Consider the following 24,945-nt stretch of genomic DNA (forward strand, 5'->3'; position numbering starts at 1 on the left):
TTGTGCAGTAAAATTACATAGAACTTTTCCGAACTTAAGAGCCTAAAGTAATACCATGGTCTTAAGTCGTTGGGTACGTCGGGAAACGGACGTGCCTCCCATTGTGGAAAGGAGAAGCCGTACTTCGAATAATTCTTGGGGCGAGTCTGTTTTCACATGACTCGCTTTTTTTATAGTTTTATTAGCTGCATATTACATTACACACATAAACCACTTCTTTTTGACATATTTGTAACACATCCTTATAGCATATCTTTAAACACATCTTTGTAACGTATTTGAAATAACTATTCAGACCCGGCGCTGCTTTTCGCCGGGTTTTTTAATGGACCTTAAAACCGGGAATTACCTATTATCCGAAAAAAGGCAAAGATCCGGCCATATTACCCCCGACTCAATGACCGAAAATGGTAATAAATGTTTTGATGGAGTTTGTTTATATACTTAGAAAGTACCCATTATGCTTGGGGCAGTAGCCCGAATCCGAATTTATCGCCAGGGGAAGGGATAAGCTGGGAATCTGTATGAGACTGGAGGGGATAGGTTGATTGTATAGAGATTTACTTGGACATGTTTTTTATGAGCAGTATCATCGGGGCTGATCCTGTCCGGTTAAGTATGGAGGGATTTTAAAAATGCAGGACTTATGTTTTTAATAAAACTGAGCTAATTTTAAACCTTCATTCCAGTTACCGGTGACATTAAGTACTGCAAAATGATGTGGTATCCACTTTAATCTAACTGTATGTGCAATCAGCCATCTTTTTTGCAACCGGGCAAAAAAGAATTTCGATTTGCAAACTAATACTTTCAAGGGGTGATATTTAATGACTAGAAAACTAGTAGCTATAACCATATCAATGTTGCTGGTGTTGTCCATGTTACCGGGAATAGCCCTAGGTAACAGCGTTACCTTAACGCTAAGTACGGATAGTGCAAAGGCTGGAACCAATATAATGGCATCAGGTTCTGCCGATCCTGATGTGTGGGTTTCTATTAAAGTGCTGGATAGTACCCAGAATATAGTCTTTTTTGATGCAGTTAAATCAAATACCAGCGGGGATTATAGCTGTAAATTCATAGTACCTGCGGTATCTCCCGGTACCCTCACCGTGGTGGCCGGATATGGTACTAATGTCGATACTAAACCGTTGGTGATATCGGATGGTGGTGGGGTAACCCCGGTTACTCTTGAGCGTATAGCTATTACTAAGCTACCCCAAAAGTTAATTTATACCGTTGGTGAAACCCTTGACCTCACTGGTCTGGAGGTAACCGGAACTTACAGTAATGGTAGCAGCAGGGTGGAAAAGATTACGAAATCGAATGTGTCCGGTTTTGATAGTTCTCGGGCAGCAGCTCGGCAGGTTTTAACGATTACCGTGGATGGCCGGAATACCAGCTATGATGTAACCATTACAAAACTGGAAACGGCTACTAAAAATGAAACTATAGCCATAACCCCGGACACTCCAGTAACCATAAACGTACCTGCTAATGCCAGTGGGGCTAAAATCAAGGTTAACCAGGACGAAGCATTACCACTGGTGGCAGTAAAGGCAACTACCTCTCTAGGAACGGTGGAAATGGCTATCCCGGAAGGGAATAAGGTTCTTAGCTCACCGGCAAACTGGGATGGTGCTATTACTCTGCCGATAGTTAAAATTGAGCCTAGTGCGTCGGTAAGTGGAGCTCAGAAGGTTAATGCGGTTATTGAAGTAGGATTATCCGATGAAGAAATAACCTTTGAAAAGCCGGTTCGGTTGCTGATCCCCGGGCAGAAAGGCCAATCAGCCGGTTATATTCGTAATGGTAAGTTTACCGCAATTACAACCCTTATACCGGAAGATAATCAGGCTGCCGCAGAAAAAGCCCTGAAAAATGCTAAAGACGGTAAGGTTGATGTTGGTAGAGATCTGGCCATATGGACTAAACACTTTACCGAGTTTGTAGCCTACACTCCTTCAAGTAGTAGTGGAAGTAAAGGCGGTGGAGGAGGTTCCGTTACCCCGGCCGGTCAGACTATTACCACCAATGGCGGTACTGTAAAGGAAGCTGGAGCGGTAGTCAGTTTTCCGGCGGATGCAGTGAGCAGTGATATTAAGGTTACTGTCAAGAAACTGAGTACAGGTATTCCGGCAGTTTCCACGGGATTCAAACTACTGGGCGATGTATACGAAATCAGCAGTGATAAAAATATTAACTTTAAAAAGCCGGTCACCATCACCCTGCCTTATAACCGTAATAAAGCAGATAACGGCAAATATGAAGTAGGTATCTATGTTTGGGATAACAGCAAATGGGTAATTCTCGACCAGGTAAAAGTAGATACTACGGCTGCAAAAGTCAGTGGTGAAGTAAGTCATTTCAGCAAGTTTGCTGTTCTAGGTAGTGAAAAAACCAGTCCGGTCACACCAGTTGATGACGAAAAAGATAAAGTTACACCAGTTACCAGCTTAAAAGATACTACTGGGCACTGGGCAGAAGCTAATATTAGTAAACTGGTCGCCTTAGGTGCGGTAAGCGGATATCCAGATGGTTCCTTCAAACCGGATAATACCATCAGCAGGGCGGAGTTTGCCACTATATTAGTCAAAGCTTTTAACTTGCAACCAAAAGAAGGCAAGGTATTTAGTGATACTGCTAATCACTGGGCTAAGGATTATATTACTACCGCGGCTGGGTATGGCATAGTTGGCGGCTATGATGCGGACAACTTTGGTCCCAATGATAATATCACCCGGGAACAGATGGCAGTAATGATCGATAAAGCAGCTAAACTTGCTAATACTGCGCCAGGAAAGAGTTTTGCCGATGGAGCCCAGATTTCTGATTGGGCTAAAGAGGCTGTGGGTAGAGCTAGCGGAAAAGGTATAATCTCCGGTTATCCAGATAACACCTTTAAGCCTAAAGCAACTGCCACCCGGGCTGAAGCAGTTACAGTAGTAGTAAATGCGTTAGCTCAATAAGAATTAACCGCAAAGTTCAGTAAATGGTTTAGCGGTTGAAGGACGCAGTTACAGCATGAAATTTATGAGGACGTATTTTAAACAAAAAATGTTATTTTTATAAGATTTTAAAGATTAATAATGATAAAGTGTCGAATTTATACACTTTCCGACCAGGTTGTAAGGAATTGGTGAAGGGAGGCTGGTCTATAAAGCGGGAGCATATTAACGAAATCACCTGCCGTACTTCATGAAACTAGGGAAAGGAGTGTTTTGGATAGTGCTAATTAGGAAAAAAGGTTTAGGCAAATTAGCTTTATGTTTAATGCTAAGTCTAATCCTGGGCTTAAGCGGGCTGGTAATGCCTGCAGCGGCTTATGCGGTTGATGAAATACCGGTAGCAGCGTTATCTGAAATCGAGGATGTGCTGGATTATCAGTTACTAGCAGATCCCGTTATAAACGCTGATATTAATGAAAGCATGGATCAGCCTGTGGATCCTAGTCTTAGTGATGAAGGGGACGGGAGTTTAGCCAGTGATGATGTAGTAGATGGCAAAGACCCAAAGGTGGAAGATAATACAGTTTCCAGCTATGACATTGCTCCCGAGCCTAAGACGGTTTCCGGTGCTGGCGATTCTGAGGAACTAGTTGAGACTACGGGTGATTCTGATGCTAGTGGGGCTCTTGAAGCAGAACCCCAGACAGGGGCATCAGATGTAAGCATCACAACAAATAACGGATTTGAAGAGGATGCTGAACTGATCTCTACTAATTCCCATGACTTAATAATGCCTGCAGCTGCTGGTTACGAGGTTAAGATAATCGGGGATGGGGTCGAAAATCCTATCACTTTAACCAAGGACGATTTGGAGCAAATGGAGCAGGTGTTTTCAACTTACAGTTCGATAAACACCTGGCCGACCAAGAAATGGTATACGGCAGAAGGAGTTAAGCTAGCGGATCTTTTGGATATGGCTGGAATTAAACCTGAAGCCAAGTTAATAACAGTTAAATCAACTGATGGTTATAAGATGACATTCACTCGTAAAGAACTGTTGACCGATCATCGTTACTATTATCCTGGGCTTAAGGAAAACGCCCCATATGACGGCTCAATACCAGGTTCACCGGACTCTGCGGTCAAAGTTGATACCATTTTGGCCTTACAAAGTATAGACAGCGAAAACCCAGAGTACATGAGTGATCAAGTTGCACCTTTGCTAGTTTTTGGACAGCGGTGGGTTACGGAACAGACTAATCATGCTTTTGCAAAGTATGTAGGTACAATTGAAGTTTCTACTGCAACTCCGGAAAAATGGGCTAACCCGACGGCGACACCAGCCAGCGGAACTGTAGCAGCAGGTACCGGGGTAAAACTGAGTAGTCCTAATAATGATGCTGATAAAGTTCATTATACCACCGATGGCAGTAATCCTACTTATAAAAGTCCCATGTATAATTGGATTGCTTCTCGCTGGTGGTCATCCCGGGAAGATGTCCTGGATGAAATAAATCATCCGATTGAAATGAACGAGGACACGACCATTAAGGCAGTAGTAATTGGTATAGGTAAGGAAGATAGTGATATTGTCAGTTTTGATTATCAGGTGCCCGTTCCTGATCCGGCACCGGTTCTGACTGCTGACAGTACTGATAACGAAGTTGGTCAGGCAGTAGACATTACTTTTATCGCTGATGCAGCCTGGGAGAATGCAATTACTGAAATTACTGTAAATGGCAACGCATTAACTAGTAACCAGTATTCAGTATCTGCCGGCAACCTTAATATTGCCGCAAGCGTATTTAACGTAGCCGGTGATTATGCCATCGTGGTCAAGGCGACCGGATACGAAGATGCAACAGTGATCCAGACCGTTAATGAAGAGTCACCAATCGGCGATGCGGAGATACTGTTGAGCAGTAACTCTGGAATACCGGGGGTAACTATATTTATCACCGGTAGCGGTTTTGATGCTGACACGGCAGGGACCATCTGGTTCGACACAAACAATAACGGAGTTTGGGACGAAGGTGAGCCGTCGGTTGCGGTGAACACAGATGAGAATGGGGCTATTCCCCTGCTCACAAGTTTAACTGTGCCGTCAGAAAGCGCGGGCAGCTACACTGTGCAGGCTGATATCGGTGACATCGAAGCTAACGCCAGTTTCACTATCAGTGACAGTGGTATAATTGTGGATCCGACTAATGGAAACAGCAGGGTTGGTGCCCGTTATATTACTATTAATGGCAGCGGCTTTCTCCCCAACACAAGTTATAGATTATTTATTGATAGGAATGGGAACGGGGTCTTTGATGAGACTATGTTCAAGGAGGGTACTACAACTGCTTCCGGTACATTGTCAGTGACGAACATGACTTGGCCCTCAGCTCCGACAGGCATATACAATGTTCTCTTAGATATTGGAAAGAATGGTACTATCGATGCTTCTGCCAGTATTGTTATTACCCCGAGTATTTACTTTTCCTCTCCCAGAGGTAATCCGGGAAACAATATAGGCATGAATATTGATGGGTTTCAGGCAAATGCGACTGGGTATGTGTGGTTTGATACTAATGGGAATGGAGTGTGGGATGAGGGTGAGAATCAGGCACCGGTAACCACCGGTAATGCGGGGACGGCCATTTCGCCCGGCCTGTACGTTCCTTCAGTAATGCCGGGACCCTATCAGGTGTGCGCTGACATACCGGCTTGTGGTCTTAAAGCCTCAGCCACTTATACCGTCAGGGGTGTAGCCCTAAATACCAGTTCAGGGACTGCAGGTACGAGCCTAGACATTGTAGGATACGGATATATGCCAAACAAGACGAGTGGTTATTATATCTGGTTTGACACTAACGGCAACGGCATCTGGGATGCTGATGAGACCGAGGTAGAAGTAACAACAGATGCCAATGGCGATCTGCATCCTGTGTCTCTTATTGTTCCGGCGGTGCCCGCTGGAGACTATAATGTATGCGCTTCTTTCCTCTCCCCCGTTAATTTCGCCGTTTTTACTGTTAATGATACACCTTCGGAACCAGTAACTTACCCAGTAACCTTTGCAGTAACTCCAGAAGACGCAACTGTAGTGGTTAAAGATAGTGAAGGTATTGAAGTGACTGCAGAAGCAGATGGAACCTACAAGTTGGAAGCTGGCGAATATAGCTATACCGTAAGTTCGGAAGGTTATGTTGAGCAAACCGGTAACTTTACAGTTACAGGTGAACCTCAAACTGTAACTGTCGTACTAGAAGAAGAAACTGTGCAGCCTGAAACGCCGCAATACAAAATAACACCGGAACCGGATGCAATTTATGAAATAGGTGTAAACGAGGATGGTATAAAAACCATGACCGTTAATGCGGATCAAATCGGCTTTAAGTATTTTACTGTTTCTATTGAACCGGTAATAGCAAATGAAGGTACAGAAACAGCCGTATTTACCCATCGCAGAAACGATACCCAGTTGGAGCTTAATGCGGTGGTAGCCGATTTTGATGTAGCTGATACAGCTAAAGCCGGATTTAATGTGCAGCCGGGTGATGTTATCAGGGCTTACATTGTGGATTCTTTAACCAATGAAACTGGTTATAATCCGACTGTCTTTAACTATTAACCCATAATCTCTTAAAAATATGGCTGGCCGCCTGCTTATTTTAGGCGGCCGGCTAAAATTTTAAAAGTGTTTACAAAAAACTGCCTGGAAATTACGGGGAGTTTTTGCTGGGCTTTTAAGAGTTACGGGGTAGCGTGGCGGTTAGTGCTATTCAGGTAAGGTGAACCAAAAGGATCGGTATAGAATGTACTGTTTTTATGCAGGTAAAAGAATTTTGAATAAAGGAGTATGCCGCTATGAAACTAGGCTGGGGTTATCACCATAGAAAAATTCCGTTCTTGGGAAGTACTATTGGCCTGGTTTTTTTGTTAGTGGTAGCTTTTTGCTGTGTTTTTTCCCCCTTTGTCCTGGCGGAGGAATTTAGCCAGCCGGAAAAAATAATTTTAACCTGGACAAAAGATCCAGCTATATCCCAGACTATTACCTGGTTAATGACCAATGATGAACCAGCCCAGGTTCAATACATAATGGCCGATGAGTTTAACGGCAATTTTGATTCTGCTCAAGAAGTTGATGTTAATGGTACAACCTTTGGCAGTGTTTACTACCATTATACGGTAAATCTAAATGGATTAGCTCCAGATACAAAATACATATATCGGGTAGGCAATGAAGGAGTCTGGAGTGATACATTGTCGTTTACTACTGCTGCAGATACAGACAACTTCTCATTTTTATACCTGGGTGATGTACAGGATGGATATACTCAGTGGGGTAACATGTTAGATGCGCTCTACCAGGATTATCCCCAGATTAAGTTTTCTCTTTTGGGTGGAGATTTGACCGATAACAGTTACGATGAAAATGAGTGGGGACAATTTCTTGACGCTGCGTCAGGTGTTTTTTCCCGGATGCCAATGATGCCTACTATGGGAAATCACGATGGCGGTATGTATTTGAAATTTTTTGCATTGCCAACTAATGGACCTGATGGGTTACAACCAGAATTCTATTCTTTCGATTATGGTAATGCCCACTTTGTAGTTTTAAATAGTAGTAACAATACTAATGAAGCAGCCAAACGGTGGTTGCAGGAAGACTTGCAAAGCACTACAAAGAAATGGAAGTTTGCTGTTTTTCACCATCCTGCTTATCCTGCCTTTAATGATTACAAAGGAATTGACAAATCTATATGTGAAAATTGGGTACCTATTTTAGAACAGAACCAGGTAGATATGGTTTTTGTGGGACACCAGCACGTGTATATGAGAACTCACCCGATATACCAGGGAGATGCACAAACTGATTCCGCAGAGTATGGAATTGTCTATGTGATGGGTAATGCCGGTTCTAAGGCTTATGCCGGCGGAGGAGATTTTCCCTACATTGCCCGGGTAGAAACTGGTAGTAACTATCAGGTTATTAATATTAACGGTGATCTTTTAACCCTCACTGCCAAAAAAGCCAATGGAGAGCTGATTGAAAGCTACACCATAAATAAAACACCTATACAACCCGAAACACCACAATACAACATAATCCCAGAAGAAGATGCTATTTACATCATAGGAGCCACCCCGGATGGTATCAAAACCATGACCTTAAATGGGAATCAAGCCGGATTTAAATATTTTACGGTCGGTATTGAGCCAGTAAAGGCCCATGAAGGAGAAGAAACCTTGGTATTTACCCATATCGGGAATGACTTTCAGCTAGAACTTACTGCGGCGGTAGCAGATTTTGATGTTGTTAATACTGCTAAAGCCGGATTTAACGTAAATCCGGGCGACGTAATTAAGGTTTTCATTGTGGACCAACTGAGTAATGCCGTAGATCATAACCCGGTAGTTTTACAGTAGGGTTGCATGGGTGGAAAGAGTATGAATAGGAGGAAATCGGGGGGTGACAAACACCAGTACGGGGCGAAAAGAGATATAAGATAAACAAGAAACGAGGTGGGTTTGTTCATGTTTAATAGGATAAAAGGATGGGGCAAATTAGTTGCTGTATGCTTAATGTTTACTTTAGTATTGGGATCCAGCGGCCTAATGATGCCCGGTATGGCCCAGGCATCGACAATGGATGTTCTCTACGAGGGGACAGTTGTTCTGACACCGGGTGAGACCTTTGATGTGACCGCCTACAATTCGGAAGTAGCTTATACTGTGTATGCGAATACACCACTGGGGGCACTTAAGGCCGCTGCAGATGCCGGTAGCTTTACCTTTGATGTCACAGACAAGAATTATAGTACATCAGGGGCTCTTCTTTTAGACAATGTAGGAAACTACTCTTATGTTAAGAGAGGCAGTCAGTGGTTAGCCTACGTTAACGATGTCTACAAAGATGGTTACAACAATGCTGCCGATGCCTTAAACTTGATTGAACTAGCCGACGGCGATAAGGTCGAGTTCTACTATGTAGACGGAGTTGACAAGAACGATCTCGGGGCGGTTAAGGCAGCAGCTACCGCAGCCGTAAAAACCGTTGCTGCTACAGGTGTTGCACCGATAGAGCCAACCGATTGGACTCTTCAGCTTTCGGGAGCAAAAAATGAAAAGGTAACCAAGGCTGACTTCGACAAGGGTTTAGCCTGTTCCTCAAGTCATAGGGTGTCCTGGACTGATAATGAAGGTAATGTCTGGGGAGGTATGCCCCTATGGCTGCTCGTGGCTATGGTTGACGATAACCCCGATATTGGCGATAAGCATTTCAACTTTAATGATGACCTGGCTGCTCAGAAGTATCAAGTTAACGTTATAGCAGGTGACGGGTGGAAAGCAACTTTTGATAGTACGGAAATTGCCCATAATGACGGGCTTATCGTGGCCAATACCCTTAACGGCGAACCGCTACCGCAAAAGCTTGATTCGGGAAAAGGTTCCTGGCCCTTGCATCTTAAGGGTTCGGCTGTTTTTTCCGGTCGACAGGTAGGTAACATTGTTAAGATCGAATTGACAAATCTTCCTGAACCACTGGCAGGATGGACCCTGGAAATGAGTGGAGAAGTAGGGGACACCATCACCCAGGAGGAGTTTGAAGAAGGACTGGCCTGTACAGGGTCAGGTCATTACAAGGAATGGATGGATAAGGATGGTAATGTCTGGTCCGGCGTACCCCTATGGGTGCTTTTAGGTGCGGTAGACGATATCGAGAGCAGCAGCCACTGGACTTTTAAGGATACCCTGGCTGCTGGTTATTCAGTGAAGGTAGTTGCTGGAGATGATTTCTCTAGAACTTTTAATGGTGCTGATGTAGCCAAAAGTGATGACTATATCATTGCCAATAAGTGCAATGGTGTACCACTTACTGAATCAGGACCACTGCGCCTGGTTGGTGCCGGTGTTACTAAAGATGATGGCTCCCTGGGTGGTTCCAGTGTTGGGAATATCGTAAAGATAGAAATACCCGAACTGCAAACACCCGAGGCGGTTGATGGTAGTTGGAATCTTACTCTGACCGGCAAAATCAGCGATGTTATTTCCCGGACTGAGTTTGAGGAAGCTCTTAAATGTCACTCGGCTCAATGGACTGACAGCGCTAATAATGTCTGGTCAGGTATACCCCTTTGGTATCTAACCGGCTGGGTAGATGACCGGCAGCCTCACAAATACAATGCTAATCAAGCCACCGCTGGTTACACCATACTGGTAAAGGCCGATGATGGCTATACCAAGGATTTTTCCAGCAAGGATATAGCCTGGAGCAAAGATTATATAATTGCGAATAAATATAATGGTGAACTCCTTACCGATTCATGGCCATTACGTCTAGTTGGCAAAGGTGTTACCAGACCTGATGGTTCTCTCAGCGGTACCAGTGTTGGAAATATCGTAGAGATTGAACTAACATCTTTTGAGACGGCCCTGCCTATTCCAGAAGTCCGCATTGTTAAGTACGGTGAGGATCACACCACTATCCTCCAGGAAAGAACCGTTGATTATCTATGGATGGAGAGGGAGAGCGGGCTTGATGTGATTGGAGACGGAAAAACTGTATATTACTTTGAGGGAATCACCAACAACCCGGACGATGTATGGGATGCTGATGAGACCTATCCCGGCGGTTATAAGATAGCCAATGCTGTAAAAGGTACCCGCATCAAAGACCTTTGTGAGCTAGTGGGCGGCATGGGGACAGGTACTGATGTAGTACTGGTAGCTAAAGATGGTTTCGAGACCAGGCTTCCCTACTCCTCCATATATACTGACCCATCGGTGCAAGCACGACAGGGGGATGCCATTCTAGCCTGGTGGGCCGATGGGCAATATGTACCTGATTATAGAGATGGTATGCGTTTATTCTTTACTCCTGACGGTGACAACGTCTACGGCCAATGGGATATGCATGAGACCCTTCCAGAAAACTACTGGCACTACTATTACGGTGATGGTGTCCAGTATCCTTCCTGTGCTGGTTTATCAGCCAAGTATATTACGGAAATAAGGGTATACTCCGTGCCTCAGGGTGACTGGACATTGGAGCTGGACGGTCAGGATTTAGGTGGTTTACATTATGATGTAAGCAAAACCTATTTCGAGTCGGCTCTAGCCTGCCAGTTTGGGGCTAACCATAAGGCCAGCTACACCGATTCTAAGGATCGGGTCTGGGAAGGTATGCCCCTGTGGCTCCTGCTTGGATTTGTCGATGATGCCGATCAACACTCCAGTTTTGCCTTTAACCAAGAGTTGGCTACGGCTGGATACCAGGTAGTAATTACTGCTGCTGATGGCCATTCAATAACTATCGATAGCACAGATATTACTCGTAACAACGACTATATTATTGCTAATTCGCTAAATGGGGCGCTTATACCCGAAACTGACAGTAACTGGCCCCTTCGGCTGGTTGGACCGAAAGTAAGCGGTAAAGGTTCTATTTCACAGATTGTGAGCATCAAATTAGTTAGCTCGACGCCCATACAACCAGATAAGGCACAATACCAAGTAACACCAACACCGGATGCTATTTACACCATAGGGGCAAATGAGGATGGTATTAAAACCATGACCGTAAATGCAGGTCAAAGCGGCTTTAAGTATTTTGAAGTTGCCATTGAACCGGTAAAAGCAAATGAAGGTACAGAAACAGCCGTATTTACCCATCTCAGAAACGATGTTCAGCTAGGAATTAGTGCGTCAGTAGCTGACTTTGATGTAGTAAATAAAGCTAAGGCCGGATTTAATGTTAATCCTGGTGATGTAGTCAAGGCTTATATTGTTGACCAATTGACTAATGATGCCAATCAGAATCCAGTAGTATTCCAATAATTTACCGGAAGTAACGGCGAGTTAGGCCAGACTCCTTAAATGTTGCAAAAGGAGTCTTGGCCCATCCCTCACTTTTTTGAAGATATGAAATCCAATTCCTTAATCGGCCTTGGGGTTAAGGTAACTGCTGAATAAAAGAAATAGACAAGTGTTATGGGGATTGTAAAGGGAGTGTAAGAGATGAAATCAATAGAAAAGCATAAGCATAGAATTAAAAACCAGTGTTTAAATGCCAGTAATTTTCTTTCCTTACTTTTTCAAGCATTTAAAAAGAAAAACTTTTGCAGCCTCCTGATAATGGCTTTGGGACTTCTGCTCCTAGTCGGTTCATTTAGTTTGGTAGCACCTGCAGTAGCTAGTGCAGAAATATCAGTAACTATAACCGGCGATGGGGTGGAAAACCCTATCACTTTTACCGAGGCTGACCTTAAGGTAATGGAGCAGGTATATGCCCGCCCTTACAGTACGATTAACACCTGGCCTACCAAGAAGTGGTATATGGCAGAGGGCGTAAGACTGGACGATCTTTTGCAAAAGGCCAAAATCAAGGACGATGCTAAGTTAATTACATTTATATCCAGCGATAGTTTTACTAAGACGTTTACACGAGAACAGTTAGATGCTCCTCGTTATTATTACCCGGGATTGAAAGATAACCATGAATATTTTGGTTATATACCTGGATCACCTGATAGGCCGGTGCGGGTTGACACGATACTGGCCCTGAATAGTGTGGAAAATAGTAAGAACCCTGAAGATATGAATGATCTTACTGCACCGATGCTGGTTATGGGGCAAAGATGGGTTACGGAACAGACTAATGAACTATTTGTAAAAAACGTCGCTAAAATTAAAGTTTTAACCCGGGCTCCGGATAAGTGGGAAAAGCCGATAGCAAACCAAGAAAGTGGACTGGTTGTAGCCGGGACTATGGTGGAGTTAAGCACCTCCGACATGGACGGAGATAACATCCACTATACTACCGATAATAGTACCCCTACTATTAAGAGTCCCATTTATAACTGGGTTAAAAAAAGGTGGTGGGGTTCGCGTTCAGATGAACTGGCCGAAATAATAAAACCAATTGAGATTACCCGGGATACTACCATAAAAGCAATTGCCATTGGTCCAGGTAAAAAAGACAGTGATATAGCCGTTTTTAATTACCAGGTACACCTGGAACCGGCTCCTGTTTTAATGCCTGATGAGGATAATAATGTGCTGGGGCAGCCTATCGAAATTATCTTCGCAGATGAGGTCTCCTGGCGGGCAGCCATCAGAAGCATAAGTATAGATGGGATGATGCTGTCTGCCTCTCAGTATACTGTAAATGAAGGGAAAATAATCATTGAGGCGAGTTGTTTTAAGGTAGCGAAGGAATACACGATAGTAGTTGAAGCTACTGGGTTTGAGGATGCTGAAGTAACCCAGGTAGTAGGTCCGTCGATGTTAGTTCCGGTAACCATTACTAACCCAGCTGGTGGGCAGGAGTTTAAGAAGGGTGAAAAGGTTACCATCCAGGGAACGGTGCAGGGTGATTTAGCCAGCCTGAATATTAAGGTAAGCGATCCCGATGGGCAAACCGTCTATGGCCCTACCAATCTGGTGGTAGTTAATAGTAAATTTGAGACTAGTTTCGTGCTTAGTTCCAGTGCCAAGACGGGTACCTATGTTATTACCTTAAATGGGGCAGGACTGCCGGATGCTATTACTAGTAGATTTACGGTTAAGGTAGGGAGCGGGGGTGACACCGGCCCAGGTCAAGGTGTGATTTTGACTATCTTCGGCAGCGGGGTGGAACGGGAAATGCAATTTACCCTGGAGCAGCTTAAGGCTATGGATCAACACCGGCAGGTATACAGTGCTATTAACACCTGGCCTACGAAGAAGTGGTATGTAGGGGAAGGGGTTAAATTAAAATCCCTGCTTAACCAGGCGGGAATAAAAAAAGAGGCCCAACTGTTTAAATTAACATCAGTCGATGGCTATACAATAACACTTACAGCTAAAGAGCTCTTAAAGGATAAACGTTATTATTTCCCTAATTTCAAGAATAGCAAGAATGATGGTGATGGGCATATTCCTGGTTCTTCAGCTGGTGAACAGGTGGCAGAGACGATTGTGGGCCTGGTAAGTGCTGAAGGTACTGATAATCCCCACTACATGAATGATTTGAATGCCTTGTTATTTATGTTAGGGCAACGGGCAGTTACTGAACAAAATGGTCAGTTATTTGTTAAAAACTTAAGCCAAATTGAAGTACTTACTGGTGATGTGTCCCAATGGGATGCTCCTAAAGCTAACCTAGATAGTGGAGATGTACCGGTAGGAACCATGGTGAAACTAAGCAATGCTAATATGGATGATGATAAGATTCATTACACTACCGATGGTAGTACTCCTACTATTAAGAGTCCCATGTACAACTGGATTGCCAGCCGCTGGTGGTCATCACGAGGAGATGTCTTAGATACCATTAACCATCCTATAGAAATAAAAGAAGACACTACTATTAAAGCCATAACTATTGGTCCGGGCAGAATGGACAGCGACGTGGTTACCTTCTCCTACCGGGTAAAAGAAGGAGGGGGTAGTAAGACAGAGACCATCACACCTGATAAGGATTCAACCATAAGCCTGGGAAGCGAAGCTAGTGTGGAAATACCGGCTTATGCTCTGCAAGAGAGCCAGGCGGTGGAGGTTAATATAAAAGGTTTAGCTGTCTATCCCGACCTGCCGGCCGGTTTTAAACTGGCTAGTGGGGTGTACGAGTTTAGTGTAGGGGATAACAGCAATTATAGTTTTGCTAAAAGTGTCACTATAAAATTATCCTTTGATCCTGATGTTATTGATCCTAAAGAACCACCGGCTATCTATTATTATGATGAAGCTACGGAGCAGTGGGTAAAAATCGGCGGCACTATTTCAGATGGCAACATAAGTGTGCAGGTAGATCATTTTGCCAAGTTTGCGGTAATAGGTATAGAAAAAATGGTTGTCACCGGGATTATCAGCCCGGCTAAAGGCGGGACAGTGAGCCTGGAAGATGAAGCCAGTATTGATATACCGGCTGGTGCAGTTACCAAACCGGGTAAGGTAGAGGTAAAAATAGAGCGGTTAGGCACTTTCCCCGATCTGCCGGCTGGCTGCAAGCTGCTCAAAGGATCTTATGTATATGCCTTTAGTTTAGATGGCGGCAGCTATAGTTTTGCTAAAAAAGTTACTATAAAACTGAAATTTGATCCGGATGTACTGGAGGGGAAGGAGATCCCGGCTATCTATTATTACGATGAAGCTACGGAGCAATGGGTAGATCTGGGTGGAACTGTATCTGGTTCTGCCATAAGTGTACAGGTGGATCATTTTACTATATTTGCGGTGATGACGGTTATACCGGAACCCCGGGAGGTGGCATTAACAGATATAGATGGTCACTGGGCTATGGACAATATTAAAAAACTGGTAGTCCAGGGTGCTATCAGTGGTTACCCGGATGGTAGTTTCCAGCCAGATAACACCATTACCCGGGCGGAATTTGCCACTGTATTAGTTAAAGCGTTTAAACTCGAAAACAAGGGCAGTCATGTCTTTGCTGACACCGCCGGGCACTGGGCTGAAGATTATATTGCCTGTGCAGCAGCTAATGAGGTAGCTAGTGGTTATGATGGTGATAAATTTGGCCCGGATAACCTAATTACCCGTGAGCAGATGGGAGTTATGATCTTTAAGGCAGCTAAACTGGCCCCGATAGAGGAAGAAAACCGGTTTGCTGATAGTGCCGGCATTTCCGGGTGGGCCCGGGAAGCTCTGGCTGCTGCTACCAGTAACGGAATCATGAAGGGATATCCTGATAACACTGTCAATCCTCAGGGGAATGCTACCAGAGCGGAGGCGGTAACAGTTATTGTGAATGCCCTTAGAAACCAAATCTAAAAAGTAGGGGACCAAAGGAACGGAGGCTGTGTAAAACCCCAGGATTTGCATTTGAATGAATTATCATCCTCGAATGGGCTGGTGAATTCCACGGCAGTTTCCCCACAGCCGGAGGACTCTCAAGGAACAAAAAAACTCTTTAGGTAATAGGTTTACAGTTTAGGAAAGGAGAGGGGGGTATTACAGTTAAAAAAAAGTGGTTCTACAGTCTCTTGCTGACCGTTCTGGGTTTGCTTTTTGTCGGTTCACTAAACCTGGCGGCACCTAGAGCTGTCCAGGCTGAACCATCCGATCTTATTGAAATCAGCGGGGATGGGGTAGCTAACCCTACTACTTTTACCCTGGATCAACTCCAGGCTATGGAGCAGTACCAGCATGTATACAGTACTATTAACACCTGGCCTACTAAAAAATGGTATGTGGGAAGCGGGGTTAAATTAAGATACCTGTTGGACCTGGCCGGTATAAAAGAAGAAGCCCAGCTGATTACATTTACTTCGAACGATGGCTATACAGTAACACTTACGGTCAAGGAATTACTTAAGGATAAACGGTACTATTTTCCGCATTTTAAAGATAATGATGCCAGCGATGGAAGTATTCCCGGCTCTCCAGCGGATGCCAAAGAGGTAGAGCCGATTCTGGCCCTGGTAAGTACTGAGGGCAGTAATAATCCTGATGATATGAACGATAGGGATGCCTTGCTGCTGATGTGCGGACAGCGGGCAGTAGCGGAGCAAACGAATAATATATTTTTAAAGTATATTCAAAAGGTTGAGGTATCAACTAGTGCCCCACCCAAATGGGATAATCCCAGGGCGAATATCAGTACTGGGGAAGTGCCAGCGGGAACATTAATAGAACTAAGTAATAAGCGTAATGACTCTGATAAGATTCATTACACAACTGATGGTAGTACCCCCACCGTAAACAGCCCGGTATTCAACTGGAGTGCCAGAAGATGGTGGGGTCAAAGACCGGATAGTTTGAAAAACATTAATAAACCACTGGAGATTACTAAGGACACAATTATCAAGGCCAGAACCATTGGTCCTGGCCGGGAGGATAGTGATGTGGTGACCTTTTCTTACCGGGTAGGTGCTAGCAGTGCCGGACCAAAGACGCCTGGCGGACCACCTACCGGGGTTACTCTCGATCAGGATATGATCAACCTTAAAGTGGGTGGCACCTTTGAATTAGAGGCCATAGTTGGCCCGGAAAATGTCAGTGATAAAAGGGTGACTTGGAGTTCCAGTGATACCCGGGTAGCTACGGTTGATAATCATGGCTTGGTTACCGTGGTTGGCCCGGGGACAGCCACCATTACCGCAAAAACTGTAGTGGGTGATCTGGTGGCTACCTGTATTGTGAAGTCTGGAGAAGAGGATAACGGTGGTCAAATTGCTGCTGCTCTAACTCGTTCAAAAAATGATGCGAAGGAGGAGGAGGCTGCTCAACCAGAAATACAGGAGGATAAGCAGCAGTACCTGGCGGCAAAAGAGGGGATACCACCCGATGCAGGTGAACCAGTAGCTGAGGAGCCCGCCAAGACTGATGAAGCCAATAACTCCCGGGATGAGCAGGAAGTATCCCAAGTCCCGGAAGAAAATCAGCGCTACTTGGCACCTAAAGAGGTTATGGCTGCCAGCCATTCCGAAATTTCTTCCCCGCCAGATAGTAAGGACGGGCGCATATGGGAGGTGTCGGTAGATACTATAGCCCTGCCGCCACCGGTGGAGCAGGGTAATCTGCGTACTTATACATTACCTATATTTATGCTCCTGTTTCTTTCAGGTGCAGGTAAAAGGTACCGGGAATATGCGAAGGAGGTAGCAAGGTGACAGGCTCTATATTGACACCACTCAAAGAAATGATGCATGGCATTTCATCTGGTTTATTGGCACCTACCATTGCGGTTTTGCTGCTTTTTGTAGCTTTTATGGTGATCGAACTGGGCAGCCTGCTGGTAGAGGCTCTGACCGAGCGGCGCAAGGTAAAAATAAATGTACCGGTACTCTTGGATGTTTTTCAGGAGAAAAATGCCGGGGAGATTATGGAGGAAATTAACAAAAGTCATTTATTCCGGCGGCAAAAAGCAGCTTTGAGCGAGCTGATTAAGCACCGGGATTTACCGGCGGCTTCCCACCAGGCTTTGGCCCGCCGGTTGCTGGCTGGTGAAGAACTGTATTATGCCAAGATAACTAACCGCACTGATTTGGTGGCACGTCTAGGGCCTATGTTAGGCTTGATGGCAACTCTGATTCCACTGGGGCCGGGTTTAATTGCACTGGGTCAGGGTGATACCAGAACTTTAGCCGATTCCCTGCTTACCGCCTTTGATGCTACAGTGACCGGCCTGGCCGCGGCAGGTATTGCCTTTGCGATTTCCCGGCTGCGTAAAAGGTGGTATGAGGATTATTTAAGTTCTCTTGAAGCTCTGATGGAAGGCTTACTGGAGGTGTTCGCCCGTGAACGGCGGCTTGAGGAGTAGAAACAGGCTGAGAATGACCGAAGAGGTCAATCCTCTTGAAGGGGCCATTAATATTGTGGATGCCATGCTGGTATTTGCCTGTGGGCTGATGCTGGCTCTGGTTATTCGCTGGAATGTTGATTTAAGTTCCGTAAATGGCGGTATTAGTGTAACCCCGGGAGAGGAAATATCACAGGATACGGAAATAAGAAATGACCTGATAGAAACTGAGGGAGAGGGTCAGCTTTATGAAAGGATAGGTACGGTCTACAAAGATCCTGCTACCGGAAAATTGTTTATGTTGACAGATGAATAAAAGGGATCGGTTTTGGGCGGGTTACTCATTGGGGAAATGTCTGCACCAGGTTTACTTGTCCCACGTACAGATTTACTTATCATCAGGCTAGATGGTCTATGCTGCGGTCAGCCGTAGCCGAAAAGGGTTAGTGCTGCGGGTGGTCCTATTAGAGGCACTAGTTAGACAGTGGAAAACCGGGTGGGCTTTTGTATTAGCAGGGGAAAGGAGAGGATCAGTAGTGGCGGTTAAAAAAAGAGGTTTTTACCGGATCTTAGCGGTTTTTCTAGGGCTATTTTTGCTGGCTGGTTCATTTAACCTGGCAGCACCTATGGTAGCCCTGGCCGAACCCACTGACTCACTGGAGATAAGTGGAGATGGGGTGACTAACCCTACCACATTTACCCTGGCCGAACTTCAGGCTATGGACCAGCACCAGCGGGTTTACAGTGCTATTAATACCTGGCCTACTAAAAAATGGTATGTAGGAAAAGGTGTTAAATTGACTTACTTGTTGGAACAGGCCGGCATAAAAGAAGATGCCCAGCTGCTTAAGTTTATTTCCAGTGATGGGTATGCGGTGACACTTACTGTTAAGGAATTACTAAAAGATAAGCGTTATTGTTTCCCTCATTTTAAGGATAATAGTGCTGGTGATGGGGATGGGAATATTCCCGGTTCTTCAGCCAATGCCAGGCTGGTAGAGCCTATCATTGGTCTGGTAAGTGTTGAAGGAAGTGATAATCCCAAATATATGAGTGATTTAAACTCATTGCTTTTAATGATGGGACAGCGAGCGGTTACGGAGCAAAATGGTAATTTATTTGTTAAATATTTAAGCAAAATTGAGGTACTTACCACAGAACCGCCTCAATGGGATACACCGCAGGCTAATCCGGAAAGTGGAGTAGTGCCGGCAGGGACTATGGTAGCCCTGAGCAATGCCCATATGGATGATGATAAGGTTTATTACACTACCGACGGCACTACCCCGACAGTAAACAGCACCATGTATAATTGGATTGCTAAACGGTGGTGGTCGTCCCGGGCGGATGAGGTAGGTATTTATAATCATCCCATAGGTCCTATTAATGAAAGTACTACTATTAAGGCTATAACCATCGGGCCCGGTAAGCGGGATAGTGATGTAGTTGCTTTCACTTATACGGTTCCAGGAACTGAGCCAGATGAAAAAGTACCTGAGGAAGCTGATGTCACAACAGATACAGGTGTCCCGGGTATGGAGGGGGATGATACCACAGAACCAGTTGTTGACCTGCCCCAGGAGCCGGAAAAACCTATACCCCAGGTGGTAAATCTGACGGATATTCAGGGACACTGGGCCGAAAAGAACATCCGGGAATTAGTGGCTGATGGCACGGTAGGAGGATATCCGGATGCTACCTTTAAACCGGATAATACCATCACCAGGGGCGAATTTGCTACTATGCTGGTTAAGGCTTTTCAGCTTGAAAACGGGGCAGGTAAAGTTTTTGCTGATACGAAGGATCACTGGGCTAAAGATTATATTGCCAGGGCAACATCCCACGGAGTAGTAAGTGGTTATGATGCCGATACTTTTGGCCCAAATAACCTGATTACCCGTGAGCAAATGGCGGTGATGATTGCCAGGACTGTACAATTGGCTTCACTGGCAGAAGAACTTTTATTTGCTGATAGCAGTCGTATTTCCCAGTGGGCCAAGGAGGCTATGGCTGGTGTGACTAAAAAGGGGATTATGAAAGGATATCCCGACAATACGGTTAACCCCCAGGGAAATGCAACCCGGGCTGAGGCAATTACTTTGATTGCTAATGCACGGAATAACTAGTTTTAAAGCCACCTGCTTAGAGCAGTCTGATGTTACTTTTAACTCGATAAATAAAAAACTGGAAATATCAATATCCAGTTATTTCTGGTAGTTTCTATAGTTAGCTGGATTCTAGGCCAGGTGAGAAAGTAGTCAGTAAGAAGAATCCAGTATTATTAAATAGTTAGTTGACGGCAACGGGAAGGGGAAGTGGAATGAAACGGAAAACTTTTTTCCCCCTAAAATGTTTTCTCCTGGGGCTGGTCTTTATATTAGGTATTTTTTTCCCATTGGGCTGTAATGGCGGGGCACCTGTTTCACCGGAACAGGATTCAGGTTTGGAACAGGTGATTGCCATTACTGGTGATGGGGTTGGGAAAGAAAGCCGGATGACCCTGAAAGAGATGCTTCAACTGCCGGATAGCCAGTTTGAATACGTGTATTCGGTGATCAATAACTGGCCAACTAAAAAGAAGTTTTCCGCCCGGGGAGTAAAGGTGGCTGCGGTACTTAAAGCGGCGGGCATTACCGGGGAGGCCCAATCAGTTACGTTTAAAGGTGAGGACGGGTATGAATGCACATTTACTAAAAAAGAGTTATTAGAAACTAAAAGATATTATTTTCCGGGGGTGCTGGAGGGTGATCCGGCCGGGGCAGAATTAGTAGAGCCGATTATTGCCTATGAATACAAGGAAAATAGTGACCAGTTAAGCGAGGTTAGAGCCGATAGTTTATGCCTGATTATTCCGCAGGCCCATGTTAATGAACAGACCCAGCAGGTCTTTGTAAAGGGTGTTACGGAAATTATAGTTACTCGGGATGATCCGGGGAAATGGGAAGAGGCAACTGTTTTTCCTGCGGAAGGGATGATTATTAAAAATGATACAGTAAAACTGCAGCATCAGGAACTGGGTCAGGTGAAAATGTATTATACCCTGGATGGTTCTACCCCCAGTGAAAAAAGTACCCTTTATAACCCTAGTACTTATCAACCGGAATTAAACCAACCTATAGTAATTGAACAGGACACTATTATTAAAGTTTTGGTTAAGGGTTTTGGTAAGTATGATAGTGATATTGCGGAATTTTATTTTCAGGTTGAATAATTAATGTTCGGGAAAGGAAAACAACCCCTACCAGTTTAGAATTAAAAAGGCTTACCTGATAGACCGGGGAGAGAATTTTGCCATGAATAGACAGAACCGCATAATTAAAAGAATTATAGTTATCCTGCTAGTCTTGGGCCTGAGCCTTGGGACAGGCTGTTACAGCCAAAAACAGGCTGGGACCAGCCAGGAAATTGACAGCCGGACGGATATCCTGACTATTACCGGAAGCGGAGTAGAGCAGGAAACTAGTTTTACCATTAGTGAATTAAAGAACCTGGAGGATGCTCTGGTTAGCGCCTGCTATTCTACCGTAAACAACTGGCCGACTAAAAAGTTTTGGGTTGGTAAGGGAATTAAGGTATCCTACCTGCTGGAAAAAGCCGGCATAAAAAAGGGGGCGCAAACGGTAATTGTCTGGGCAGCGGATGGTTATAATGCTACCTTTACTAGGGATCAGCTGGAGGAAAAGCGTTATTGCTTTCCCAACCTTAAAGAAGACAGTGAAGAAGGGGCAGTGGAGGTTCCCGCCATCCTGGCCTGGGAGTACTGGGAAGGTACTGATGACCTGGATAAGGCAGCCAGTGGGAACCTGCGCCTGCTTTTAGGGCAGGCAGGATTAAATGATGCGACTGCCCCTGTGTACGTAAAAGATGTAGTAAAGATCGAAGTATTGACTGGGGCACCCGGCCAATGGGAAGCAGTTCAGGCTAAGCCGGTACCGGGAAAAGTTAAACCGGGAACCAGGATTGTTTTGGCTCATCCTGAGCAGGATCGGGTCAAGATATATTACACTATTGATGGGGCTACTCCTGACGAGAAAAGTTTTCCTTATAATCCCAGCACCAGTTATTTCCAACCGGACCTTATAAAGCCTATTACAGTTGATAAACCGGTCCTTATCAAGGCAGTGGTGGTGGGCTTTGGGAAGAATAACAGTCAGGTAGCAACTTTTGCCTATGATGTGGAGTAAATTTAGTGCTGGTTAACCGGCTTTAGACATGAGTAGCTATGCGAAAGTGCTGATACAGCCAGGGCTATCCTGGCTGGTGGTAAGGGAGGGACGAAATGTTATCCCCAAAGATAAAATATCTTGTTATCCTAGTTAGTTTATTTTGTTTTATGCTGTCCGGTTGTACTGAAAAACAGGTGATAAGTAGTAAAAGTACCGGCAACCCTGCCTATGAAACACAAAAAATAGTAATCGAGGGAGAGATAGAAGGAACTAAAGAGGTTACCGTAGAGGAAATGCGTAAACTTCCCCAGGTAGAGCTGCAGGGCAAATTTCAGCGGACCACCGGGCAGGTAGAAGAATTTCAGGCGGCCGGTCCGAAATTAAATGATGTTTTAGATTATGCTGGTATTGATGTTAGTGAGTTTAAGGGTGTTGGGTTTTACGGCAAAGATGGTTATTATTGCCTGGTGACACCGGAAATAATGACTAATAGAGAGGTTGTTTTAGCTTTAGCCATTGATAAGCAATTAGAACTGCCGGAAAACTTACGCCCGGCCAGATTGTGTATCCAGGGGGAATTAGGTCCTTATTGGGTGCGGATGGTAGACAAAATTGTGCTCTATAAGGAAATACCCCGAAAAGAGATTACTTCGGTATGGGTATTTAATAACCTGGCCGAGGGAATAGAGCCATATCCTTATGAATACTACGGAAGTAAAGATCATGCTATTGAGGTAGCTCAGATATTGTCCCGGTTTGATAATGTCAACAATAAGGCCTTTTTTACCATGAAATCAGCGGATGGCTTTATAAAAAATGAGGCCTTGAATGTGGTTAATAAAAACTATTATATTAAAGTAGCCGGTAATGATGCCCCCATGAATATAGCGCCTAATATCAAACTAGGCATGAATGTAAAACATATTGCCTGGTTCTCGACCAATGCGGATGCGGCCGTATTTCCGGAGGAAATGATCGAACTTATAGGGGAAAAAGAGTTAGATGGTAGTGAGGGGCTTTCCCTGGCAGAAATGCTGGAGGAAGTACAACTGCGGGATCAGGAAGAAAAACAGTTCGAATTAATAGGTGTTAATGGAGAGAGGGTTTTGGTAAGGGGAACAGACTTATCCCAGGGGTTAATCCTGGTTAAAAATGACGGTACCTATCCGGTGGTTTGGCAGGAGGGGATAGAATTTCAACCAGTTAGCAATTTACTGCGTATACGTGTGGCTCAATAAGGGCAGACCTTGGATAAAGGAGTAAAACTATGCCAAAAAGGACTATAGGATGGACAGTCTTACTAGTAATAATAGCAGGGCTTTTAGCTGTGGTGGGATGTTCCGAAGAAGATAATCTTACCGGACTACAGCTTAAGGGTCTTAACCAGATAATTAATGGTGAAGTAACTGCTGAACAGATTGAAATGGTATCGATTTCTCCCGAAGCGGCTGAAAAATTTCCGGCTGTGGCCAAGATGTTTAAAATTGCTGGTGATGGCGAGGGGAATTATGGACTTTTGGTTAAGCCGGTAGGATACCGGGCCCCCATTAGTGTCATGGTAGTGATAGATGATAATAAGCAGGAAGTTATGGGGATTAAAGTGATACAGCAGAATGAAACACCCGGATGGGGAGAGTGGCTGGCGGAAACCTGGTTTACGGATCGCTTTAAGGGGAAAAACGTTCATAAATACCTGGAGAGAGCTATTTTAGAAGCCAAGGAGGATAATGAAATTATACAGATTACTAGCGCTACTGTCACTACTCAGGCCGTGTTAAATGGTGTTAATGCTGCTATGGGTATTTATCGTGAAGTAGTCCTGGAAGAAGAAGCTGAGCCGGTCCCCTTGAAAGTGGAAGAGTTTATTACTGAAAGCCAATAAGTTTACAGTTAAGGCCAGGCTATAAGGTTATAGGCAGCCGGGGCAGCCTTTTATGGATGATATTAGTTGTTGAGAAGGAAAACATTTTCCTTTTGCAAGGTCGGTTGATTTAATGAACAAAATACACTTCGCTAAGGAAGAACCGGAAAGAAGGGGATATTCCTGTGCCAGGTCAAAAGATCTCATTAAAATCATTACTGGCGTTAATAGTTGTTCTTATAGTATTAATCGGCCTATTTGGCTATTTGAATGCCCGGGGAGAAAAGCTGGCGGAAGGCACCATTATACTAAAGGCAGGTAAGCAGGTTATCGGAGAAATTACCATAGAAGATGTGGAAAAATTACCAGCGGTGAATAAAAAAGTAGTAATAAATTCCACCAGCGGCCTTAGTAAACATAAATTTACTGGAACTCCTCTGGCAGAAGTATTTAACCATTTTGATCCCCAGATTGTTAAGCAGTATGAAAGAGTGATTACCCGGGGAGTGGATAATTACGTTTCTGGAGTCAATATGGAAGAAGTACTGGAGAAAAACAATGTATTGCTGGTTTATGCCGATAACGGGGAACCCCTGAAAAGCAAAACTGGTACCTCAGGCACTATGAGAATTATCATATTAAATGATCTATATGGGCAGAGATTTACTAATTATCTGGTAGAGATAGAGCTGGAATAGCCAACCTGCAGTTGAAAAAGCAATGGGAGCACGGAGGATA

Annotated in this window: 14 protein-coding genes and 1 riboswitch; all 14 genes read left to right on the plus strand. The window is 44.5% G+C overall.

Features of this window, described 5'->3' with window-relative positions; genetic code table 11:
* Nucleotides 1–14 precede the first annotated feature (14 nt).
* Nucleotides 15–130: riboswitch (molybdenum cofactor riboswitch) on the plus strand.
* A gap of 697 nt (nucleotides 131–827) precedes the next feature.
* The 14 genes from ACZ5Q0_RS09285 (at nucleotide 828) to ACZ5Q0_RS09350 (ending at nucleotide 24,905) form a co-directional block, all read left to right on the plus strand.
* Complete coding sequence (locus tag ACZ5Q0_RS09285; protein WP_446818297.1) at nucleotides 828–2,969, plus strand: S-layer homology domain-containing protein; 2,142 nt, start codon at nucleotides 828–830, stop codon at nucleotides 2,967–2,969.
* Nucleotides 2,970–3,198: 229 nt separating this feature from the next.
* Nucleotides 3,199–6,567: a hemoblobin-interacting domain-containing protein gene (locus tag ACZ5Q0_RS09290; protein ID WP_464827117.1), complete on the plus strand. Its 3,369-nt coding sequence runs from the start codon at nucleotides 3,199–3,201 to the stop codon at nucleotides 6,565–6,567.
* 236 nt (nucleotides 6,568–6,803) lie between these two features.
* Nucleotides 6,804–8,366: a purple acid phosphatase family protein gene (locus ACZ5Q0_RS09295; RefSeq protein ID WP_447182493.1), complete on the plus strand. Its 1,563-nt coding sequence runs from the start codon at nucleotides 6,804–6,806 to the stop codon at nucleotides 8,364–8,366.
* Nucleotides 8,367–8,474: 108 nt separating this feature from the next.
* Nucleotides 8,475–11,777 (plus strand): molybdopterin-binding protein, encoded by a 3,303-nt coding sequence (locus ACZ5Q0_RS09300; protein ID WP_446818294.1) that lies wholly within the window; start codon nucleotides 8,475–8,477, stop codon nucleotides 11,775–11,777.
* A gap of 180 nt (nucleotides 11,778–11,957) precedes the next feature.
* Nucleotides 11,958–15,710, plus strand: coding sequence for an S-layer homology domain-containing protein (locus ACZ5Q0_RS09305; protein WP_447182494.1), 3,753 nt, complete (start codon nucleotides 11,958–11,960; stop codon nucleotides 15,708–15,710).
* 212 nt (nucleotides 15,711–15,922) lie between these two features.
* Nucleotides 15,923–17,551: an Ig-like domain-containing protein gene (locus tag ACZ5Q0_RS09310; protein ID WP_446818291.1), complete on the plus strand. Its 1,629-nt coding sequence runs from the start codon at nucleotides 15,923–15,925 to the stop codon at nucleotides 17,549–17,551.
* Entirely contained in the window at nucleotides 17,548–18,201 is a 654-nt protein-coding gene (locus ACZ5Q0_RS09315; RefSeq protein WP_446818290.1) for a MotA/TolQ/ExbB proton channel family protein, read from the plus strand. The genes ACZ5Q0_RS09310 and ACZ5Q0_RS09315 overlap by 4 nt, the downstream gene beginning before the upstream one ends.
* Complete coding sequence (locus tag ACZ5Q0_RS09320) at nucleotides 18,179–18,496, plus strand: DUF2149 domain-containing protein (RefSeq protein ID WP_464827118.1); 318 nt, start codon at nucleotides 18,179–18,181, stop codon at nucleotides 18,494–18,496. The genes ACZ5Q0_RS09315 and ACZ5Q0_RS09320 overlap by 23 nt, the downstream gene beginning before the upstream one ends.
* 91 nt (nucleotides 18,497–18,587) lie before the next feature.
* Nucleotides 18,588–20,306 carry an S-layer homology domain-containing protein gene (locus ACZ5Q0_RS09325; protein ID WP_464827119.1) on the plus strand — a complete coding sequence of 573 codons (1,719 nt, stop codon included), beginning with the start codon at nucleotides 18,588–18,590 and terminating at the stop codon, nucleotides 20,304–20,306.
* Nucleotides 20,307–20,500: 194 nt separating this feature from the next.
* On the plus strand, nucleotides 20,501–21,391 hold the full coding sequence (locus ACZ5Q0_RS09330; RefSeq protein ID WP_446818286.1) for an FN3 associated domain-containing protein: 891 nt from the start codon (nucleotides 20,501–20,503) through the stop codon (nucleotides 21,389–21,391).
* 82 nt (nucleotides 21,392–21,473) lie between these two features.
* Entirely contained in the window at nucleotides 21,474–22,364 is an 891-nt protein-coding gene (locus ACZ5Q0_RS09335) for an FN3 associated domain-containing protein (RefSeq protein WP_446818285.1), read from the plus strand.
* A 95-nt stretch (nucleotides 22,365–22,459) separates the two neighbouring features.
* The gene (locus tag ACZ5Q0_RS09340; RefSeq protein ID WP_446818284.1) at nucleotides 22,460–23,584 is read left to right on the plus strand and encodes a molybdopterin-dependent oxidoreductase; all 1,125 of its coding nucleotides are present in this window, start codon (nucleotides 22,460–22,462) and stop codon (nucleotides 23,582–23,584) included.
* 29 nt (nucleotides 23,585–23,613) lie between these two features.
* Entirely contained in the window at nucleotides 23,614–24,228 is a 615-nt protein-coding gene (locus ACZ5Q0_RS09345) for an FMN-binding protein (protein ID WP_446818283.1), read from the plus strand.
* Between the two features lie 164 nt (nucleotides 24,229–24,392).
* Nucleotides 24,393–24,905, plus strand: coding sequence for a molybdopterin-dependent oxidoreductase (locus ACZ5Q0_RS09350; RefSeq protein WP_446818282.1), 513 nt, complete (start codon nucleotides 24,393–24,395; stop codon nucleotides 24,903–24,905).
* The last annotated feature ends 40 nt before the right edge of the window (nucleotides 24,906–24,945 follow it).

Source organism: Syntrophomonas erecta subsp. sporosyntropha (assembly GCF_055395365.1).

What these genes read in the sequence shown, in the direction of transcription:
- ACZ5Q0_RS09305 (WP_447182494.1), top strand. Translation starts at nt 11,958, where the DNA reads ATGAAATCAATAGAAAAGCATAAGCATAGAATTAAAAACCAGTGTTTA.
- ACZ5Q0_RS09330 (WP_446818286.1), top strand. Translation starts at nt 20,501, where the DNA reads ATGAAACGGAAAACTTTTTTCCCCCTAAAATGTTTTCTCCTGGGGCTG.
- ACZ5Q0_RS09285 (WP_446818297.1), top strand. Translation starts at nt 828, where the DNA reads ATGACTAGAAAACTAGTAGCTATAACCATATCAATGTTGCTGGTGTTG.
- ACZ5Q0_RS09290 (WP_464827117.1), top strand. Translation starts at nt 3,199, where the DNA reads ATGAAACTAGGGAAAGGAGTGTTTTGGATAGTGCTAATTAGGAAAAAA.
- ACZ5Q0_RS09340 (WP_446818284.1), top strand. Translation starts at nt 22,460, where the DNA reads ATGTTATCCCCAAAGATAAAATATCTTGTTATCCTAGTTAGTTTATTT.
- ACZ5Q0_RS09335 (WP_446818285.1), top strand. Translation starts at nt 21,474, where the DNA reads ATGAATAGACAGAACCGCATAATTAAAAGAATTATAGTTATCCTGCTA.
- ACZ5Q0_RS09295 (WP_447182493.1), top strand. Translation starts at nt 6,804, where the DNA reads ATGAAACTAGGCTGGGGTTATCACCATAGAAAAATTCCGTTCTTGGGA.
- ACZ5Q0_RS09325 (WP_464827119.1), top strand. Translation starts at nt 18,588, where the DNA reads ATGGTCTATGCTGCGGTCAGCCGTAGCCGAAAAGGGTTAGTGCTGCGG.
- ACZ5Q0_RS09345 (WP_446818283.1), top strand. Translation starts at nt 23,614, where the DNA reads ATGCCAAAAAGGACTATAGGATGGACAGTCTTACTAGTAATAATAGCA.
- ACZ5Q0_RS09300 (WP_446818294.1), top strand. Translation starts at nt 8,475, where the DNA reads ATGTTTAATAGGATAAAAGGATGGGGCAAATTAGTTGCTGTATGCTTA.